Below are 18,205 nucleotides of genomic sequence, written 5' to 3' on the forward strand. Positions count from 1 at the left end.
CACCCGTGCCTCAGCCGTTCGGGTGCACGGCGCAGCACTCAGAAGTGATGCAGCAGCGCGACACGCACCACGTACTGGTTCGGGCCCGACGAAATGTCCGCGCCGCCCGGCACGTATGCGTAGTCGAAGTCGGTTCCCGTGTGCGCGTTGATCGCGCGCTGGTACACGCCTTCCAGGAACACCGACGTGCGCTTCGACATGTCGTAATTGAACTTCGTGCTCAACTGGTGCCACTTCGGATTGAACGCGCCCACCGTCGACGCGACACGAGCCTGCGTGTACGTGTACGCGGCGCCGATGTAGAACGCAGGCGTGAGGTGATAGAGCCCGTTCACTTCGAAGTTGTCGAACTTCCACGACTTCCACGTGCCGCCCGCCGGTTGCGTGGTTCCGGTGAAGTACGCGTTCGCCGTGGGATCGTAGACGTCGACATGCGAATACGCGAAGCCGATGAGGGCATTCGAGAACGCGTAATTCACGCCGATGCCGATGTTCTGCTGCGACGACGCGTCGAACGTGTTGTCGCCGGTGACGGCGCCCGTGGAATCGGCATTGCGCGCGTTGTTCATCTTCACATACGACGCGCCTACGGTCAGCCCGCCCTGCTGGTACTGCAAGGCGGCGCTATACAGACGGTTGTTCGCGAAGCCGCCCGCCTGGTTGCTGAACGCGTACATGGCCTCTGCCGTCACGCCGTGCCATACAGGCGACACGTACTTCACCGAGTTGTTCACGCGGAACGAGTAGTCGGTGTTGTCGTTGTCGTACGGATGCGCGAACAGGTAGCCGGTCCAGTTCCCGTTTGCGGTGAGCGGAGAAAAGATGTCGACGCTCGGATCGTACTGGCGGCCCACCGTCAACGTACCGTAGCGATCCGACGCGATGCCGACGAACGCCTGGCGGCCGAACTCCCGGCCGCCCTGGCTCATCTTGCCGGTGTTCACGTCGAAGCCGCTCTCGAGGTCGAAAATCGCCTGATACCCGCCGCCCAGGTCTTCGGTGCCTTTGATACCCCAGCGGCTGCCGTAGTCGTAGCCGCTTTGCAGCTGCACGGTTCCGTGACCGCGTGCATTGCTCGTGTAGTTGATGCCGTCCTCGATCTTGCCGTACAACGTCACGCTGCTTTGAGCATGCGCGACGGCAGCAAGCATGGCGGCGGGCACGACGATCCCCCAACGCTTGTTCATGGCGATTTTTCCCCTAACCCTTTCGTTATCCGGTTGCAACGCGGGTGCGCTGCATCTGTGTGCCGCGTCGAGGTTTCCCTGCGATGCAACGGGCGCAGTGTAATGAGCCGATTTTCCGCGTTTAGTACGCTGCGACGGAAAGGTGCTCTCTGAAAACGGGGCTGTTTATCGGGCGGGGAAAGAGGTAAAGGGTAGCGGGTAGTGGGTGGCAGGCGCGGGCCTCTGGACTCGGCCGTCGAACATGACGTACCAACGGCGGGAACCCGTTGCGGTCCGTCCACAGGCCGAGGCGTTTCGCCATCGAATGAATTTCAACGGCGGAAAGCGGCATCAAGCATCACAACGCGCGCACGATTGCGCCATCCACGCGAATGTTCTGGCCGGTGATGTAGCCTGCGCCATCGGACAGCAGGAAGGCCACCGTCTTCGCGATTTCCTGGGTCTTGCCGAAGCGGCCCATCGGGATGCGCGCAACGATTTCGGGCGTCTCCGGCCAGCTGTCGATGAAGCCCGGCAAGACGGAATTGATGCGGATGTTTTCTTTGGCGTAACGATCGGCGTACAGGCGCGTCAACGAACTGAGCGCCGCACGCAGCGCAGACGACACCGGCATGGCCTGCTCCGGCGCATCGGCCGCAAAGCTCGAAATATTGACGACCGCGCCGCCGCCCTGTGCCTGGAACACAGGCGTCACACGACGCAGCACACGCGCCACGCTGAGCACGATGAGATCGAGGCCCGCGTGCCACTGTTCGTCTTCGATCGACAGCAAATCGCCCTTGGGTGGGTGGCCCGTGTTGTTCACGACGGCATCGATACGGCCATACTTGTCGAGCGTTTCGCGCACGAGGCGATCGATGTCGGCCACCTCGGTCACCGACCCCGACAGCCCGAAGCCGCCCAGCTCCGCTGCCAGCTGGACCGCGCTGCCCGACGGCGACATCAGCGCAACCCGATAACCGGTGGCCGCGAGTTCCTTCGCAATCGCCGCGCCCATGCCCTTGCCTGCCGCTGTCACCATCGCCACTTTTTCTGCCGCCATGATTCGCTCCTGATAGATGGATCGATAACCGAAAGCCTGCCCTCTGCCATGCGTGGTCGCAATATAGGGCAACACAAGGTGGCTGTCGAACGATGATTCGGGCCGCGGCCGGCGGCGTTTCTGCAAGGCGGGCTGTGCTTTCATCTGCATGCGGACAGCCGGACTACACGCTCGTCGAGCGGCGCGACGGATTCCACGCGCGTGTCCGTTAAAGAGATTCACCCCGGACAACGAAAAGGATCGACATGCTCTGTGCTTCCTCCACGCGCGTGCTGGCTGCCGTCGCCGTTGGACTGTTCCTGCAGATCGCCTCGGGATGCGCAGAGCGCCCGCCTTCGACCACAGCCGCCGCATCTCGCGCCACCACGATCGATCCGCTGGTGCTCACGCCCGTGCCGATCGTCCTGGACGGCCGGCTGGAGGTGGTGACACCGGCCGGCCGCGGCGTCGTGCCCATCCACGCGTCGCGCGACTGGTCGGTGCCGCAGCCCGACGTGACGCGCGCGGTGGTGGTCGTTCACGGCTGGCCGCGGCGCGACCTGACGTCGGCAGATAACGCCGCGAGCAAGGCCGGCGCGGCGGCCGCGCACACCATCGTCATCACGCCGCAGTTCCTCATTGCCGCGGACATCGAAGCGCACCGTCTGCCCGACGACATGCTGCGCTGGGGCCGGGAGGGCTGGAAGAACGGCTACGACGCACACGGCCCGGCACCCATCAGTTCGTTCAGCGTGATCGATGCCATCTTCGCGCGCCTCGCCGACCGGCGGCTCTTCCCGTCGCTCAATCAGGTCGTGCTGGCGGGCCACTCGGCGGGCGGCCAGTATGTGCAGCGCTACGCGGCAGTGGGACGGGGACAGGCGCCGCTGCTCGCCCACGGCGTCGCGATGCGCTACGTCGTGGCCAATCCGTCGTCGTATCTGTATTTCAATGCGCAACGCCCGGTGGCGGCGGCAGGCGGAACGTGCGCGCACTTCGACCGCTGGGAATATGGGCTGAGCGGCGCGCTGCCGCCTTATGTGGAACAGCCCGTCTCGGCGTCTGCAATCGAGCAGCACTATCTGTCGGAAGACATCGTGTACCTGCTCGGCACCGCGGATAACGATCCGAACCACAAGGAACTGGACCGTTCATGCAGCGCCGAAATGCAGGGGCCCACCCGCCTTGCGCGCGGGCTCAACTACGCCGCGTGGCTGCGCTCGGAGAACGGTGGGCGCTTCAGCCAACGTGTCGTGGAAGTGCCGGGCGTGGCGCACAGCAGCGTGCGGATGTACGCGTCGACGTGCGGCATGGCGGCACTGTTCGACCGGCCGGGGTGTGAGGCAATGGAAGAACCCGTGGCAGCGAAGAGTCCGTGAGCGGCACGTCGCACACTGCGCCTGCACGGATAAACAGTGGATCGAGACCATGCTCGCATGGCGTTCGTCATGCGCGGCATGTCCGAGCGAGGCAAGGCATAGCGTCGAAGCGCTGGATTTAGCGGGCATAGAGGCGCCCGCACTCGCGCCGCGCGAAACGGCTCGCACCGTCAGGTCGGGGCTTCGCCGTGCACCCGTTCAAGCGCAGCGTCCACGAGCGCGTCGATGGAGCCGTCGTGCCGGAAACCGGCCTCGACGGCGCGGCGATCCGCAAGCGGCGGCTGTCGTCCAAAGCGCTGCTCGATCGGTTCCACGGGCGCGTAGTCGATGGCGAACGCGCCGAAGCGCCGGCGCAAGGCATCCACGACCTCGCCCACCGAAAGATGCAAGACGGGCGGCGTCCACACGCGGCCCGTGTGCAAAGACGCCGCGGGCATGCGCGCGGCGTGCAGCAGGTTGTCGACGCAGCATCTTCGCGACATCCACCATGCGGTGGCCGCGGACGAGACGGGGCATGTATAGGCCTCGCCGCGCTGCGCCATGCGAAAGAGTTGGCTCATGAACGCCGACCCATGCCCCGACGACAACTCCGGCCGCGCCACGATGCCCGGCAGACGCAGCGAGCGCGCGTCGAGCATGCCGCGACGCGTCCAGTCCGCGAGGATCAGCTCTCCGACGAACTTGTGTGTGCCGTAGCTGATGGTCGGGTGCGGCGCCGTGTGCTCATCCACAGAGCGAGGCAACGGTTCGCCCAGCACCGCCACGCTGCTCGCGTAGACGACACGCACCGTACGGCCTTCGTGCTGCCCCGCCTGCTTCGCGAGGCGTTCGAACAGCGCGAGCATGCCCCACAGATTCACGCTGTCGCCCGCGGCCGGCTCGGCTTCGGCCTGCGCGCCCGGCACGCTTGCCAGATGAAAGACGACGTCCACCGGTTTCGCGAGTAGCGGTTCGAGAACCGCCGGGCTGCCGAAATCGCCGGCAACCGCCGTGACGCGTGCGTCGTCTGGCGCTTGCGTCGCCTCCATGTGCCGGTCGATCAGCACGAGTTCCGACACATCACCGGGCTGCGCCATGCCTTCGCGCAGCAGCCGGTCGACGAGCGCTCGCCCGACGAACCCGCCGGCTCCCGTGACGAGCACTCTCATGATCGCGGCGCCTCGCTTGCAGCCTCGCTTGCAGCCTCGTTTGCAGCCTCGTTTGCGATCTCTTCTACGCCGCGAGGTGCACGCACCACCTGCTGCTCGATCGAGCCAAACGGCGCGCCGCCCGCTTCGTCGCGCGCCGTCATGCGAACGCGGTCGCCGAACTGCATGAACGGTGTGCGCGCCTTTCCTTCATCGATCATTTCGATCACGCGCCGCTCGGCAATGCATGCCGACCCGGCGTGGCGGTCCACGTTCGACACCGTGCCGGAGCCCACGATGGTCCCCGCCGACAGCCGGCGCGTTCGCGCGGCATGTGCAATGAGATCGCCGAAACCGAAGTTCATTTCGCCGCCATGCGGATGCCCGAACCAGCGTTCGTTCCACTCCACATGAAGCCGCAGATGCACGCGGCCATCGTGCCAATGCTCGCCGATTTCGTCGGGCGTGACCGCGACGGGCGCGAAGCTCGTGGAGGGTTTGGCTTGCAGAAAGCCGAAGCCCGTTTTCATTTCGCGCGGGCCGAATGCGCGCAGGCTCCAGTCGTTGAGCTGCACGACGAGGCGGATGTGCCCAAGCGCATCGCGAGGCGACACGCCCATCGGCACGTTCGCCACCACCACGCCGAACTCGCCTTCGAAGTCGATGCCGTGGTCTTCGTCCGGCAAGGGCACGTCCTGATGCGGGCCGAGAAAGTCGTCGCTCGCGCCCTGGTACATGACCGGCACGGTGTCGAACTCGGGAATGGGCGGCGTATTGAACGCCTGCTCCATGAGGCGGCCATGGTTCAGGAACGCCGAGCCGTCGCACCATTGCGGGCTGCGCGGCAACGGCGCGGCGCATGCTCGCGGATCGAACGGACGTGCCTCGGGCAGCGCGCCGGCATTGAGCGCGTCGTAACGCGCCTTCAGAAGCGGCGCGACTTCGTCCCAACGTTGCAGCGCATCGAGCAACGTCGGCGCAATCGGTGTGGCCTCCACGGCATGACGAAGATCGCGCGATACGAGCAGCAGGCGGCCATCCAGGCCATCGGCTAACGAACTGAATTTCATCGCGCCTCCTCTTGCGCGTGGCCCGCGAGCGCGGCGGCAATGGCCGGGTCGTACACACCGTCGATCAACACGAACAGCATCCGGCACATGCGCCCCGAACGGTTCGCCCAGGCATGGTTGGTGCCGCGCTGAATCACCACGCTGCCGGGCTTCAAGGCGACCTCGGCGTCGTCGAGTATCAACGTCATCTCGCCTTCGATCACGACGCCATAGTCGATGGATTCGGTGCGGTGCATGAGCGGATGCGGCGAGTCGGCCTTGACGGTGGACGCATCGGCGTCGCCGATCTGGCTGAACGCGGCATGCATGTTCGCCGCGCCGTGCGCGAGAAATTCCGGCGTGTCGGGCGGAATGTCGACGAAGCGCATGCGCGTGCCGTGACTGGGCGGCGGCAACATGAGCGCGCCCACCGTAGGATCGGGACCGTTGTCGACCCGCGCCGGACTTTCCGACGTACTCCAGACTTCGTGAAACACCGTGCCCGGAATCGCGGCGATTTCCGCGATGTTGGACAACGGGCCATCGGAAACGACGACCGCCCGGCCGTCGGCGTCGTGACCGGTCACGACACGGCGAATGGGGGGGAAACTCATACTGCGGGCTCCGAAGTAACGTCATCGAAAATCGCGACGGCGCGCGTCCAACCCGCCGACGCGCCGCGAATCTTGTGCGGGAAGCAACTGATCGTGAACCCCGTGGCCGGCAGCGCTTCGAGGTTGTGCAGCTTCTCCAGATGGCAATAGCCGATGTCGCGCCCGGCCTTGTGCCCTTCCCAGATCAGCGACGTGTCGCCCGTCTGCGCAATCTTCTTCGCGGTATAGGAGAACGGCGCGTCCCAGCTCCACGCGTCGGTGCCGGTCAGACGCACACCGCGTTCGAGCAGATACAGCGTAGCCTCGTAGCCCATGCCGCAGCCTGCGTTCACATAGTCGCCGTGCCCATAGCGCGAACCGGCCCGCGTGTTGACGACGACGATATCGAGCGGCTGCAACGTGTGGCCGATACGCGCCAGCTCGGCCTCGACGTCGGCGGCGCTCGCGACGTAGCCGTCGGGGAAATGGCGGAAATCGAGCTTCACGCCGGACTGGAAACACCACTCCAGCGGCACCTCGTCGATGGTGATGGAAGGCCGCGCTTCGCCCAGCTTCGCGTCCATGGTCGAATGGAAATGCCAGGGCGCGTCCAGATGCGTGCCGCTGTGCGTGGTCAGCGTGACCCATTCGGCGGCGGCGGCCTCGCCGTCCGGATAGTCCTCGGGCTTCGTGCCCGGCAGCATGGCCATGAATTCGGGCAACGTGTCGCTGTGCTTCTGATACGTGATCTTCGGCGCGAGCGGCGGCGGATCGGAAAGCACGTCGTTTTCCAGATAGATGGAGAGATCGACAAACCGGCGAACAGGCTTCATGCCCTGGCTCCTTGCGAATCACGGCGACCCTCGAGTCGCGAAAGGCAGAACACCGCCGCCACGGTAATGACCACCGCCGCTACGCCCAGGCTGCCGTAGCCCGAATGCTTGACGAGCGTGCCGCCCAACAGCGGCCCGATGGCGGCGCCCGTCATGAGCATGGCGGGCGTCGCGGCAACGGCACGTCCCGTGCGGTCGATTCGCGCGAGCATGCCGAAGGCGAAGGTGTGGGTGAAGATCATCACGGCGGCAAAGACCGAGGTGGCCACCGCATACGGCGCGAAGGTCGCGCTTTGCGTAATGACGAGGACGAGCACGGCCTGCACGATGGGGCCGGCCTGCACCACCCTGCGCCCCGCAATGCGCCCTTCGAGCAGCGCCGCCACAGGCGCCGGAAACAGATCGACGAGGCCGAGCGCAATCAGCGTTGCCGTTACCGCGCCGAAGCCGAAGCCGTGGTCGAGCCCGATGCGCTGCACGAAGCTGAACATCATCGATTGCGTGAGCGCCATGCAGCCCACGCCCACCATGCCGAACCAGACCGCGCGCTCGAAGCGCGGCTCGGCGGCCGTGGCCGCGCTGCGCTGCGTGCGAAGGGACGGAAACGCCAGCGCGCAGGCCACCGTCGCCACGCCCATCACGCCCGCGAAAACGCGAAACAGCGTGGCGCCGCCGTGTTGCGCGATCAACGCAGGCGTCGCGCCCAGAAACGCGATGGCGAAGACGCCCAGCGCCAGCCCCGCGATGGCGAACAGGCGATGCGGACGGCGGCTGCGTCCAATCGTGCCGTGCGTGAAGCTCAAGCCGCAGCCTGAGGCGATGCCGGCCACCGCGTGCAGGACCGCCATCGCCGCATAGCCGTCTATCGCAACGATGCCGACAAAGGCGAGCGTCGCCGTGCCGAAGCCGAGCGTCGCCATCGCGCGGGCCGGCAGACGGTTCAGGCGCGGCGAGAAGAACAGGCTGCTCACCACGGCGCCCGCCAGAAACAGCGTGGCGAGCAGGCCGGCCTGCTGCGCATCGAGCCGGTACGCGCCGATCAACGTGCCGACCCACACCGGCAAGGCCACCAGGTCGACCATGCCGGCGCAGTGCGCGATCATCAGGACGACGATGGCCGACACGCGCAGTCGGCCAGCCGCGTCCGCGTCGGTGCCGGTCGGTGAATCGACATGTGCGGCGTGTGCCGCGGAAAGATCCGTTTCCATCGTGCCTCCCGTCGTCAGATAGGCTGCGCGAGACTCTGGTGCGTCTCGCGCATGATGCGGGTGTGTTCGGCCCGGTCGCCGTTGGCAATCTCGATCTCGCCGAGGCGCCCCGAGTTTTCCACCACCATGCGGCAGCGCTCCCAGCGCCGCGTCTGGAATGCCTGCAACGCGGCCTGCAACGTTGCGGCGCGCCCGAGTTCCTCGGCCAGCACGATGCCGTCTTCTATGCCGATGCCCGCGCCCGCGGCCATATGCGGCGTGGTGGCGTGTACCGCGTCGCCCACCAGCACCACGCGTGCGTTGAACCACGGCTGCGGCAGCAGCAGGCTTTCCAGCGGACGGTAGTTGCAACGCGAGTGCGGCCCGATCTGCGCGCGGATGGACTGAACGAGCGGCGCGCTGAACGGCGCGAGCAGGTCCGAGAGCAGGCGCGGCCAGTCGGCGGGATCGATGTGCTCGTTGGTCGGCCGGTCTTCCGTGACGAACACGTACATCTCTTCCTGCGAAACGGGATTGACGCCGACCTTCACCTTCTGCCCGAGCCACATCGTCGCGCAGACGACTTCCGCCGGACGCGGCACGACCGCGCGCCACACGCCCTGGCCCGTGTAACGCGGCTTGGGCGCATTCGGGAACACGGCGGCCCGCACCTTCGAGTAGAGGCCGTCGGCGCCCACGACGAGGTCGTAGCTGCCGCGCGTGCCGTCTGTGAAGGTCACGTCCACGCCGCCGTCCACGCCGTCTGTGCGCTGCGCGACCTGCGAGAACGTGCAGCCGAGCCGCACGTGCACGCCCGCCGCACGCGTCGCGTTGGCGAGAATCTCCGCCAGCGCGGGACGCATGATGGCGCCGCCGCCGGGCACGTCGTCGCCGGCCACGCGCGGCGTGGGCAACGTGCCGATGGGCTGGCCCGCGGCGGTGAACAGGTTCACGCCGTCGCCGCCGTAGCCGCGTTCGAAGAAGGCATCGAGCACGCCCACGGTGCGCAACGCACGCAACGTCGGGCCGCCGATGCTGATGCCCGCGCCATACGAGCGCCAGCCTTCGTCGATTTCCACGAGATCGACGGCCATGCCGAGCTTCGCGCACTGAACCGCCGTGGTCATGCCGGAGAAGCCTCCGCCGATGACGAGGACGCGCTGGATAGGGGTGGTCATCTGGGTGTCTCCTTGAGTTTTGTGTGATGGGTCATGTGTCTTGCGGGATCAGCATGATGCCGCCGTCGTCCGTCACTTCGATCGGCACAGGAATCAACCGCTGGCCAAGGCACGGGCCGAGCAGGCACACGCCGCTCGCCATGTCGAACTGCGCGCCGTGCGCGTGGCAGACGATGCGCGTGGCGTCGCCGTTCAGATAGGCGTCCTTGCGCCAGGCCATCGGCGTGTCGCCGAAATGCGGGCATGCGTCGCGCCACGCGTGAAGCTCGCCGCCGCGGCGCACGACGAACAGCGTGTCGCGCCCCGTGCCGTCGGGATCGAAGCCGCGCGCGCCGGGATCGGGCAGATCGGCGACGCTCGCAAGCCGAATGGGAAGCAATGGGCCGGACATGGCGGTGCCCGCTCAATCCGCCTTGCCGGCGGCCGGCGGCGGAGCGCCCGGCGCCCAGTTCTCGCGATGCTGGAACAGGAACAACTGCGACGAGTCAGCGCCCAGAGGCGCCTCGCGCGCGTTCCATGCCTCGTCGTGCAGATCCATGTCGGCGTCGTACTCCACGTGGCAACCGAACGGGCTGTTGAAGTACCAGAACCAGTTGGAGCCGAAGCGGTGACGCCCCGGACCCCAGAACGACTGGTATCCCTTCGCGACGAAACGCGTGCCGGCCTGGAGCACCTCGGTCGGGCCGCCCATATGGAAGGTGAAGTGTTCGCAGCCCTTCATGAACGGCGGCGTCTCGATCATGAACAGCGTGTGATGGTCGAGCGTGCCGGCCGGTTGCAGGAACGGGCCGACGCCCGAGAAGCGGTCCGTGCAGCGAAAGCCGAGACGCTCCACGTAGAACGCTTCGGCGCGTGCGGCATCCGGCACGAAGTAGACGACATGCGACAGCGTGCGCGGCGTGAGCGCGGCGTCGTCGCGCGCGCCGACTACGTTGGGCGCGCGCTGGGCAGGCGCGCCCGGTGCGTTCACGGTCTCGGCGGGCAGCGCAAGCGCGCGGCGCGTCGTCACCTGAAAGCCGATGACGAAGCCCATGTCGTCGACTGATTCGATCGAGCCGTCGGCAAGCCTGCGCACTTCGCGGTCGCGATGCAGTTCCTGCGCGATGGCATCGACCGTCGCGGCATCGGCGACACCGTAGATGGTCTTGCGCAGCATGCTCGCCGTGCCGAGCGCAGGTGCGAGGCGCGCATCGTCGCGATGCGCGATTTCGATGCCCGTGCCGTCGAGCGCTTCGAAACGGCCGCCCGTTGCGTCGTGGCGCACCGGCAGCAGGCCGTAGTCGATCAGATACTGGCTACAGGCGGCGACGTCGTCCACGCCGAAGACCAGCGTATCGGGTCCGATGATGTTCATGAGATAGGCGTTCTAAAGAGGTGGAGGGATCAGCGCGCGGTGCGTCCGCCCAGCGTTTCGGCAACCCAGTCGGCAATGAAGTGCCCCGCGTTGATGGAGTTGTCGAAGCTCGAGTGCTGCACGCCGCCTTCGCGCTCCGTGAAGATTTTCAGTTCGCGCTTCGGGCTGTTCACGAGCTGCTCGTAGGTGCGGTGCGCCCAGGCCACGGGAATCTGCGAGTCCTTCGACCCGTGCGTGACGAGGAACGGCACCTTGATGCGCTCGACCACGCCGTCCAGATGCACGTTTTCCGCAATGCGCATGAAGTCGTCGATGTCTTTGGCGCCCCACACCCAGCACACGTGCTTCCAGTAATGCGGCACCGGGAAATTGCCCTCGCGCTGCAAGCGTTTTTTCTGCACGTCGCGCCAGTCGTGATTCGCACCCCACACCACGCCGCACGCGAAGCGCGGTTCGAAGGCAACCGCGCGCGGACAGTAGTAGCCGCCGAGCGAGACGCCTTCCATGCCGATCCGTTTCGCGTCCACGTCGGCGCGCGTTTCGAGCCAGTCCACGATGGGGCTCGCCCAGACTTCGGTGTTGTAGACCGCATGCATGCCGTGAAGCCGCAGCGCTTCGCCGGTGCCGGGCTGATCCACGATCAGCGACGACACACCGCGCCGCGCGAGCCATGCCGGCAAGCCGACGAAGTACTTCATTTCCTTCGTGGAATCGAGGCCGTTCACCTGCACGAGCAGCGGGCTTGGCGCTCCGTCCGCCTGCTCCGCCTTCACGAGCAGACCGGACAGGTGGCCGTTGCCGTAGGGAATCGCGACGCGCTCGCAGTTTTCGCCCGTCAGTGCGATGGCCCGATCGAACGTATCGAGCGAACGGCGGTACAGGTCGATGCGATCGGGTGCATCGTGCGCGAGCATGCGCTCGGCCGTGATGAGATACATCGCGGCACGCCGGTATTTCTCGCCGGCCGAGAGCAGCCGGCCTCGCGCTTCGTCTTCACCCGCGAGGTCGCACAGGCGGTCGGCCGTCTTGACCCAGGCTTCGCGAAACGCGCGTGTGCCTTCCGCATCGGGCTGGCGCGACGCTTCCTGCAGCGGCGCACACATGTCCTCGATTTCGCCCATGCGCGCGCCCATTTCGATGGCGAGATCTACGGACAGATTCCAGACGTAGTTGGTAGGAAAGTAGCGAAACATACGGGTTGCCTTCGTTGAAATGACGTATTGCCTGCGATGGCGCGTGTGAGCGCGCCTGGCCCTTGCTAGCCCTTGCGCCCGAAGCCGGGCCACAGCGGAATGGCGATGTTCAGCCACACGTTGTTGCTCTTCGACGTATTCGCGGCATACACGCCCTGCTGATAGTTGAGGTTGATGTTCCAGCTTCGCGCGTCGTACACGAGCGAGGGACCGATGCCGAACGTGCGCATGCGGTTGCCCACGTTCACGCCGTTTGCCTTGTCGTCGCTGAACTGGTTCAGATACGCGCCCACCACGCCGAGCTTCCACGGGCCGAAGTTCCAGCCCGCTTCGAACTCGCCGACATAGCCGTCGCCGGAGCGATAGTTCGTCGTGCCGTTCTTCGCGTTCAGCAGCAGACGGTTGGCGATGCCGATGTCGAGGCCGTTGGGCGCGTTGTAGCGAATCGAGAACACCGGCTGCACCGACGTGTAGCCCACCGCGACGCTCGCCTTCACGGGGCTGTAGGAGCCGTTCTCGAACGCGACGTCGATGCCCGACGCAATCGAGAGGTTCTGCGACAGGTGCCATTGCACCAAGACTGGCGTAAGCGTGATGTTGGAAAGACCGTTCTGCGTGCCCGACTGCCCCGCCACGGTCGTATGCAGCGAGACGACCGGGATGACGAGCTGCGTGTAGACGTTCGCGCCGAGCAGATGAAACGGATACGCCACGAGCAGACGCGTGGTCTCGGAGAACACGGACGAGTGAAACGGGATGGGCAGCTTCTTGCCGTCGTTGCCATAGAGCCCGTTCGCAAAGCTGTAGTTGAACTGCTCGAGCGCGAAGAGGCCCGGAATGGGCGGCAGATTCGCGAAATTGGTGCCTACCGCGCCAGCGGGGTACGGCGAAACGCCGCCTTCGAATGCCTGTGCTTCGTTCACCGAAACGGCGGCCAACACGGCACAGCCGATGGCCATTGCAACCGGATTCTTCAACATGCTGTCTCCTCAACCTGCGCGGCGCTCGTGCCGCGCGGCGTCTCTTTAGTAGTGGAAAGCGTGGCGTGCAGGGTGCACGTACGCGCGGTACGTGCATGCCCAAAGTGCCTTGACGCTGGCCTCCCGATGCGATGCATGCGTAATCGCGTCGAGATGTGACGTAGGTTAAGATAGCCGGACGTATTGCAGAAATGGATTCAATCCATGCGCGATATCGATGGTGTGAATACACTCAGGCAAAACCCTAAGAACCGCTCTCACACCGCAACAAGAATGGAAGCACGGAGACACCACGCATGCGGTTCAACAAGCTCGACCTCAACCTGCTTGTCGCGCTCGACGCGCTCCTGACCGAACAGAACATCAGCCGCGCCGCCGAGAAAATCCACCTGAGCCAGTCCGCGACGAGCAACGCGCTTGCGCGATTGCGCGAGTACTTCGACGACGAACTGCTCGTGCAGGTGGGTCGCAAGATGGAACCCACGCCGCGTGCCGAGGCACTGAAGGACGCCGTGCGCGACATCCTCGTGCGGGTGGATGCGACGGTGGCGGCGCAGCCCGAATTCGTGCCCGCGCAGGCCAATCGACTGTTCAGGCTGTTCGTGTCCGACTACACGATGACGACGCTGATTCCGCACCTGTTCAGGCTCGCCTACGAGCGGGCGCCCGGCATCCGCTTCGATCTGCGCCCGCAGGTCGCCTATCCGCACCGCGTGCTTGAACGCGGCGAAGCGGACCTGCTCATCATCCCCAAGGAATACTGCTCGACCGAGCACCCGGCCGAAGTGCTGCTGGAGGAAACGTTCTGCTGTGTCGTATGGGAGCACAGCCCGCTCGCGAAGGGCGAAATGACGAACGAGCGCTACATGGCGGCGGGCCACATCGTCGTGCAGGTGGGCGAGGGGCAGACAGCGATCGAAGCGTGGTTCATGCAGCGGCTTGGCGTCGAGAGACGCGTGGAGGCGAGCACGTACAGCTTCTTCTCGCCCCCGCATCTGCTCATCGGCACGAACCGCATCGCCACCATGCACCGGCGGCTTGCCGAAGCGGCGGCGCGCAGCCTGCCCATCGTGCTGCGCGACGTGCCGGTCGCTGTGCCGACGATGGAACAGTCCGTTCAATGGCACAAGCATCGCACGTCGGACCCCGGTCTCACATGGTTGCGCGCGCTGCTGAAAGAGGCCGTCTCAGCGATGGACCACGCGCGGCATGGCGCAGTCTAGATCATCGCGATTGAGCGTAACCGGTGGCGAATTCAACCGGTCGATACAACACCATGAGCGCTGCTTAAGCGGTGGGAAGCGTGATATCGGGATGCCCGGGACACCCGCTTGGCGGAAGGCAGCAAACGCCAACTACCGTGCGGGCAGCTGCGCCAGGTTTGACTCCCACCGTTACGGTCAACACGTACCCATCATCCTACCCATACTTCGCGTCAAAGCATCTGTGGCCAATGACGCTTGCTGCTTTCCGGAGAACGGCATCTCGGCACCCGTACCCGGCCGTCTATCGGGTGGCTTACACCTTGCCGGACCGATGCTCACCATCGCACGCCCGTCGGCGCTAATCGAGCCAGTTCCAGGAGCGCTTAATCGAAATTTCGACCGCAGAAACCGCTGCGGACCGAAATCAAATCGTCAGCGCTCCAGTGGTGCTTCGCGACCATCGTCCCTCGCCTTCCGGTAGATCCACAACATGCTTCGCCTCATAGTGTTTGACGACGCTCGCCAGCGCAAACAACTGGCCGTCCTCCGGCGTGCCGGGCGTCAGTCGGGGCCGACCAGCTCGAGGAGCGCCGGTCGGGCTTTGCCATACTCCCGGCCATTCTGGATAAGTCGCACGGTCGTGGTTCGACCTCCAAGAAAAATGCCGCCAGTGTGCCGGCCGGCAGCCACCTGCTGTTCGCTTTCCACTCCGGCATCCCGCGGCGCCAGTCCGCAAAATTGGGCCAGCCTCAAGAGCCGGAATTTTCCAACTAAGACCGGGACGGAAATTGGGCCAGCCTCAAGTGCGCACAATCTCGACGGCCGGCCGTTGGAGCGTACCCCGTTGCACTGCCTGGAGGGCAAACCATTTGTCGACGACCAGCGGGTCGTCCTTGAAACGCTCGTAGAAGTCATCGAGTGCGTGTTTGCCGAAATCGATCCCCGTTCCGGCCGACACATTCAACAACGCTCCGGGGGACGCCGACCGATCTGTCATGTTGTTCGCGTTGCGATATTGCATGTCGGCCCAGTTCGCGGCTCGATCACGTATCATGTTCGACGTGACGAAAACCAGGTAATTTCGACCGATAGAAATAGCGTCATTTCCAATTGACAGGGTTACTACGCAATTCAATGAAACTTGACCTTCAAAGTCTTCGGATTTTTGTTTCGGCCATTGAGTCAAAGAGTTTGACTAAAGCGGCAGAAGAGAACGACCTTGTTACATCGGGCGCGAGTAAGCGCATTGCTGAGCTTGAAGGGCGGCTCGGAGTTGATCTTCTGATACGCCATGCGCGTGGCGTCCAAGGCACCCCTGCGGGCATGTCGCTCTATCACCATGCCAAAGCGATTTTGCGCCGCGTCGAAATAGCTCAAGACGTTGTAACCGAATTCGGAAAGGCTGGACATCCAAAAATCAGATTGGTGGCAAATCCATCGTCAATTATTGCGTACCTGCCACAAATGATGCGGAAGTATTTTTTGAGTTCGCCTGCCGCTCGTGTCGATCTCCAGGAGCGTTACAGCTACGACATTCCGCGCCTGGTGGCCGAAAACGAAGCCGATGTCGGAATCTATCACGCGTTAGCGCCGGCAACGGGCGTGTCATCTTTTCCATTTCAGCGGGATCGTATTGTACTCGTTACCCGGAGAGACCATGCGCTCGCACGGTTTGACGAGATTCATCTCGATGCAGCTACCTCATACCCGTTCGTAGGTTATTTTCCGCGGCATACCTATGAGGCGTTTTCATCGTTTGCTGGACGGAGCCTGTCACGACCTCTAGATGTCAGAATTGAAGTGGGGAATTACGAAGCTAGATGTCGACTTATTCAGGAAGGAATCGGAATTGGTGTAATCCCGGAACCCAACGCTGCCCCTTACTTAACGCCTTATAATCTCAAGTCAATAAAACTACTGGACGAATGGTCAGAACGCCAACTTTACGTCTGCACATCAAATCATCGAGACCTGTCTGATTATCCCGAGATCAAGCGTTTTCTCGAATGCCTGCTTTCGAAGCTCGAATAAATCCCCATAATCCAGCCCGACGCAACAATACCGGCAAACCAAAATTCCTGTTCTCGCCCGCTGCAATCTCCTGAAGATTTAATTCTGCTGGCCATTCCTCGCTTTTTTCAAATTCCGTTTCAAATGCCCGGGCGCCCATTCGTCAAAACCGGGCGCTGCACGGCGCCCTTCAAGCAAATCGGCCGGCGCATCAACCGTGCAGACTGATGCCGCTTCGCTTGATGCGCCCAAAAGGCGCTTCGAGATTTCGCATGCCGGCGCTATTGCCCCAGATGAAACCTGTGCGCACGTGGTCCGCGACGGCGATCGCATGATCGGTCTCGCCGTAGCACACGCCGCCGAGCCATAGTTCGTGCCGTTCGCCGTCGTCACCGAACATCTGAAGCGGCAGCACGGCACACACCAGCATCACTCCGAGTCAAGGTGGGGTCACCTCGTGCGCCCCGTTCGCCGCCTCGATACAAGCATCACTGGCACGTGTGCAGCGCGCGAGTGTTATCCAGATGGAAACGCTGCTTTCACCAAAAAGCGCACCAAAGCCGTGGCCATTGGAGACAATGGTGAAACGACACTGCGGGTTTTCCCGCAACGAAATAGCCAAACGACGCCTTGCATCGACGGTGGGGACAGTCGAAACAATGGAGACGACACTCGCTTGAACATCCTGCTATCCAGCGCAGCCGCCGAGCGCTTTCAAAACGATATCGCCGCAGTGCTCGGTGACCAGCCTTATCGGCTCCTGACGAACGACGCCGCCGCGCATGTCGATGCCGACATCGCCGTCGTCACGCGCGACGTAACGGGCAGTTCGACCAAGCACGAATTGACCGACGACACACTGCGCTTCTACGACTCCATGCGTGCGGCCCGCAAACTGCGCTGGGTGCATACGCATTCAGCGGGCGTCGACCGGCCGATCTTCAACGAGCTGCTGCAGCGCGGCGTGCGGGTCACGACGTCATCGGGTGCGAACGCACGGCCTGTCGCGCAGATGGCGCTCGCCGGACTGCTCACGCTGGCGCGTCGTCTGCCGCAGTTGATGCAGGCGCAGCGAGAACATGAGTGGCGTCCGCTGCTCGGCGATGCCCTGCCGCACGACATCGCAGGACAGACCGCCGTGATCGTAGGCTACGGCGCGATCGGCCAACGCATCGCCACGTTGCTCGGTGCGCTCGACATGCAGGTGATCGTGGTACGCCGCGAAGTGAACGATAGCGCCGAAACCTCGAGCGATGCGCACGCGTCGCCACGGTTCGTCAGCTTCGCATCTTTTGACCGCGTCTTGTCCGAAGCGGACTGGCTCGTTCTTGCCTGCCCGCTCACGTCACTCACCCGCGGACTGATCGATGCCCGCCGACTCGCGATGCTGCCGCGCGGCGCTCATGTCATCAACGTGGCGCGCGGCGAAGTGGTCGTCGAATACGATTTGATCGCGGCACTGAACGAACGACATGTGGCCGGCGCGTTCCTCGACGTGTTCGAACATGAGCCGCTCCCATACGCTTCGCCGCTATGGGACCTGCCGAACGTGATCGTCACGCCGCATACTGCCGGTCACGTAGATAGCCATTACGAAGCCGTCGGCCGCATCTGGCTCGACAACCTCGCGCGCTGGCAACGCGGCGATCCGCTCGTCAACGAAGCGCGCGCCTGAGGAGCATGTGCATCGCGCACAGCAGCACCGTCCACGGCTCACAAAACATCACGAAGGCTGGCAGCAGTCGGGCCGAGACATTTTAGTTCGCGCCTCGATACCCGGTCCACGCGTACCGCACCTGGACGTCGTCTGCACCATCATCGGTACATGCGCCTGACTCGCGGGCACCGTGGCTGGCCACGCCTTCAACACATAACGCCATCTACAAACTTCGCCGGCTTTAACCGGCGT

General features: G+C 64.3%; 18 protein-coding genes. 4 read left to right on the forward strand and 14 right to left on the reverse strand.

What is annotated here, in order from left to right:
- Positions 1-38: 38 nt before the first annotated feature.
- Both U0042_RS01045 and U0042_RS01050 read right to left on the reverse strand, forming a co-directional pair.
- Positions 39-1,187 carry a porin gene (locus U0042_RS01045; RefSeq protein WP_114812336.1) on the reverse strand — a complete coding sequence of 383 codons (1,149 nt, stop codon included), beginning with the start codon at positions 1,185-1,187 and terminating at the stop codon, positions 39-41.
- Positions 1,188-1,524: 337 nt separating this feature from the next.
- The gene (locus U0042_RS01050) at positions 1,525-2,229 is read right to left on the reverse strand and encodes an SDR family oxidoreductase (RefSeq protein WP_114812338.1); all 705 of its coding nucleotides are present in this window, start codon (positions 2,227-2,229) and stop codon (positions 1,525-1,527) included.
- Between the two features lie 245 nt (positions 2,230-2,474).
- Between U0042_RS01050 and U0042_RS01055 the strand changes: the two genes are divergently transcribed.
- Entirely contained in the window at positions 2,475-3,587 is a 1,113-nt protein-coding gene (locus tag U0042_RS01055) for an alpha/beta hydrolase (RefSeq protein ID WP_114812340.1), read from the forward strand.
- A 170-nt stretch (positions 3,588-3,757) separates the two neighbouring features.
- On the opposite strand, the gene U0042_RS01060 is transcribed toward U0042_RS01055, so the two are convergent.
- The 10 genes from U0042_RS01060 to U0042_RS01105 all read right to left on the reverse strand — a co-directional run bounded on the left by U0042_RS01060 (position 3,758) and on the right by U0042_RS01105 (position 13,081).
- Positions 3,758-4,735 carry an NAD-dependent epimerase/dehydratase family protein gene (locus tag U0042_RS01060; RefSeq protein ID WP_114812343.1) on the reverse strand — a complete coding sequence of 326 codons (978 nt, stop codon included), beginning with the start codon at positions 4,733-4,735 and terminating at the stop codon, positions 3,758-3,760.
- Positions 4,732-5,784, reverse strand: a complete 1,053-nt coding sequence (locus tag U0042_RS01065) for a fumarylacetoacetate hydrolase family protein (RefSeq protein ID WP_114812345.1) — start codon at positions 5,782-5,784, stop codon at positions 4,732-4,734. Before U0042_RS01065 ends, U0042_RS01060 begins: the two co-directional genes overlap by 4 nt.
- Positions 5,781-6,377 (reverse strand): cupin domain-containing protein, encoded by a 597-nt coding sequence (locus U0042_RS01070; RefSeq protein WP_114812347.1) that lies wholly within the window; start codon positions 6,375-6,377, stop codon positions 5,781-5,783. The genes U0042_RS01065 and U0042_RS01070 overlap by 4 nt, the downstream gene beginning before the upstream one ends.
- Positions 6,374-7,189 (reverse strand): cyclase family protein, encoded by an 816-nt coding sequence (locus U0042_RS01075; protein WP_114812349.1) that lies wholly within the window; start codon positions 7,187-7,189, stop codon positions 6,374-6,376. The genes U0042_RS01070 and U0042_RS01075 overlap by 4 nt, the downstream gene beginning before the upstream one ends.
- Positions 7,186-8,397: an MFS transporter gene (locus U0042_RS01080; protein WP_114812350.1), complete on the reverse strand. Its 1,212-nt coding sequence runs from the start codon at positions 8,395-8,397 to the stop codon at positions 7,186-7,188. Before U0042_RS01080 ends, U0042_RS01075 begins: the two co-directional genes overlap by 4 nt.
- A gap of 14 nt (positions 8,398-8,411) precedes the next feature.
- A complete protein-coding gene (locus U0042_RS01085; RefSeq protein ID WP_114812352.1) occupies positions 8,412-9,554 on the reverse strand; it encodes an FAD-dependent oxidoreductase in 1,143 nt (380 codons plus the stop codon).
- Positions 9,555-9,585: 31 nt separating this feature from the next.
- Positions 9,586-9,945, reverse strand: a complete 360-nt coding sequence (locus U0042_RS01090; protein ID WP_114812354.1) for a Rieske (2Fe-2S) protein — start codon at positions 9,943-9,945, stop codon at positions 9,586-9,588.
- 12 nt (positions 9,946-9,957) lie between these two features.
- The gene (locus U0042_RS01095) at positions 9,958-10,908 is read right to left on the reverse strand and encodes a VOC family protein (protein WP_114812356.1); all 951 of its coding nucleotides are present in this window, start codon (positions 10,906-10,908) and stop codon (positions 9,958-9,960) included.
- A 29-nt stretch (positions 10,909-10,937) separates the two neighbouring features.
- On the reverse strand, positions 10,938-12,101 hold the full coding sequence (locus tag U0042_RS01100) for an alpha/beta hydrolase family protein (RefSeq protein ID WP_114812358.1): 1,164 nt from the start codon (positions 12,099-12,101) through the stop codon (positions 10,938-10,940).
- 65 nt (positions 12,102-12,166) lie between these two features.
- Complete coding sequence (locus tag U0042_RS01105) at positions 12,167-13,081, reverse strand: SphA family protein (protein WP_114812360.1); 915 nt, start codon at positions 13,079-13,081, stop codon at positions 12,167-12,169.
- A gap of 296 nt (positions 13,082-13,377) precedes the next feature.
- On the opposite strand from U0042_RS01105, the gene U0042_RS01110 reads away from it, so the two are divergent.
- The gene (locus tag U0042_RS01110; RefSeq protein WP_114812362.1) at positions 13,378-14,304 is read left to right on the forward strand and encodes a LysR family transcriptional regulator; all 927 of its coding nucleotides are present in this window, start codon (positions 13,378-13,380) and stop codon (positions 14,302-14,304) included.
- A 781-nt stretch (positions 14,305-15,085) separates the two neighbouring features.
- Here the strand turns inward: U0042_RS01110 and U0042_RS01115 are convergent.
- Positions 15,086-15,340, reverse strand: a complete 255-nt coding sequence (locus U0042_RS01115; RefSeq protein WP_114812364.1) for an aminopeptidase N C-terminal domain-containing protein — start codon at positions 15,338-15,340, stop codon at positions 15,086-15,088.
- Between the two features lie 80 nt (positions 15,341-15,420).
- On the opposite strand from U0042_RS01115, the gene U0042_RS01120 reads away from it, so the two are divergent.
- On the forward strand, positions 15,421-16,317 hold the full coding sequence (locus U0042_RS01120; RefSeq protein ID WP_114812366.1) for a LysR family transcriptional regulator: 897 nt from the start codon (positions 15,421-15,423) through the stop codon (positions 16,315-16,317).
- Between the two features lie 190 nt (positions 16,318-16,507).
- Here the strand turns inward: U0042_RS01120 and U0042_RS01125 are convergent, their stop codons facing one another.
- A complete protein-coding gene (locus U0042_RS01125) occupies positions 16,508-16,711 on the reverse strand; it encodes a hypothetical protein (protein ID WP_327205023.1) in 204 nt (67 codons plus the stop codon).
- 261 nt (positions 16,712-16,972) lie between these two features.
- Between U0042_RS01125 and U0042_RS01130 the strand changes: the two genes are divergently transcribed.
- Positions 16,973-17,971, forward strand: a complete 999-nt coding sequence (locus U0042_RS01130) for a D-2-hydroxyacid dehydrogenase (protein WP_419150550.1) — start codon at positions 16,973-16,975, stop codon at positions 17,969-17,971.
- Positions 17,972-18,205: the final 234 nt, after the last annotated feature.

This window comes from Paraburkholderia kururiensis (assembly GCF_034424375.1).
GTDB lineage: Bacteria > Pseudomonadota > Gammaproteobacteria > Burkholderiales > Burkholderiaceae > Paraburkholderia > Paraburkholderia kururiensis_A.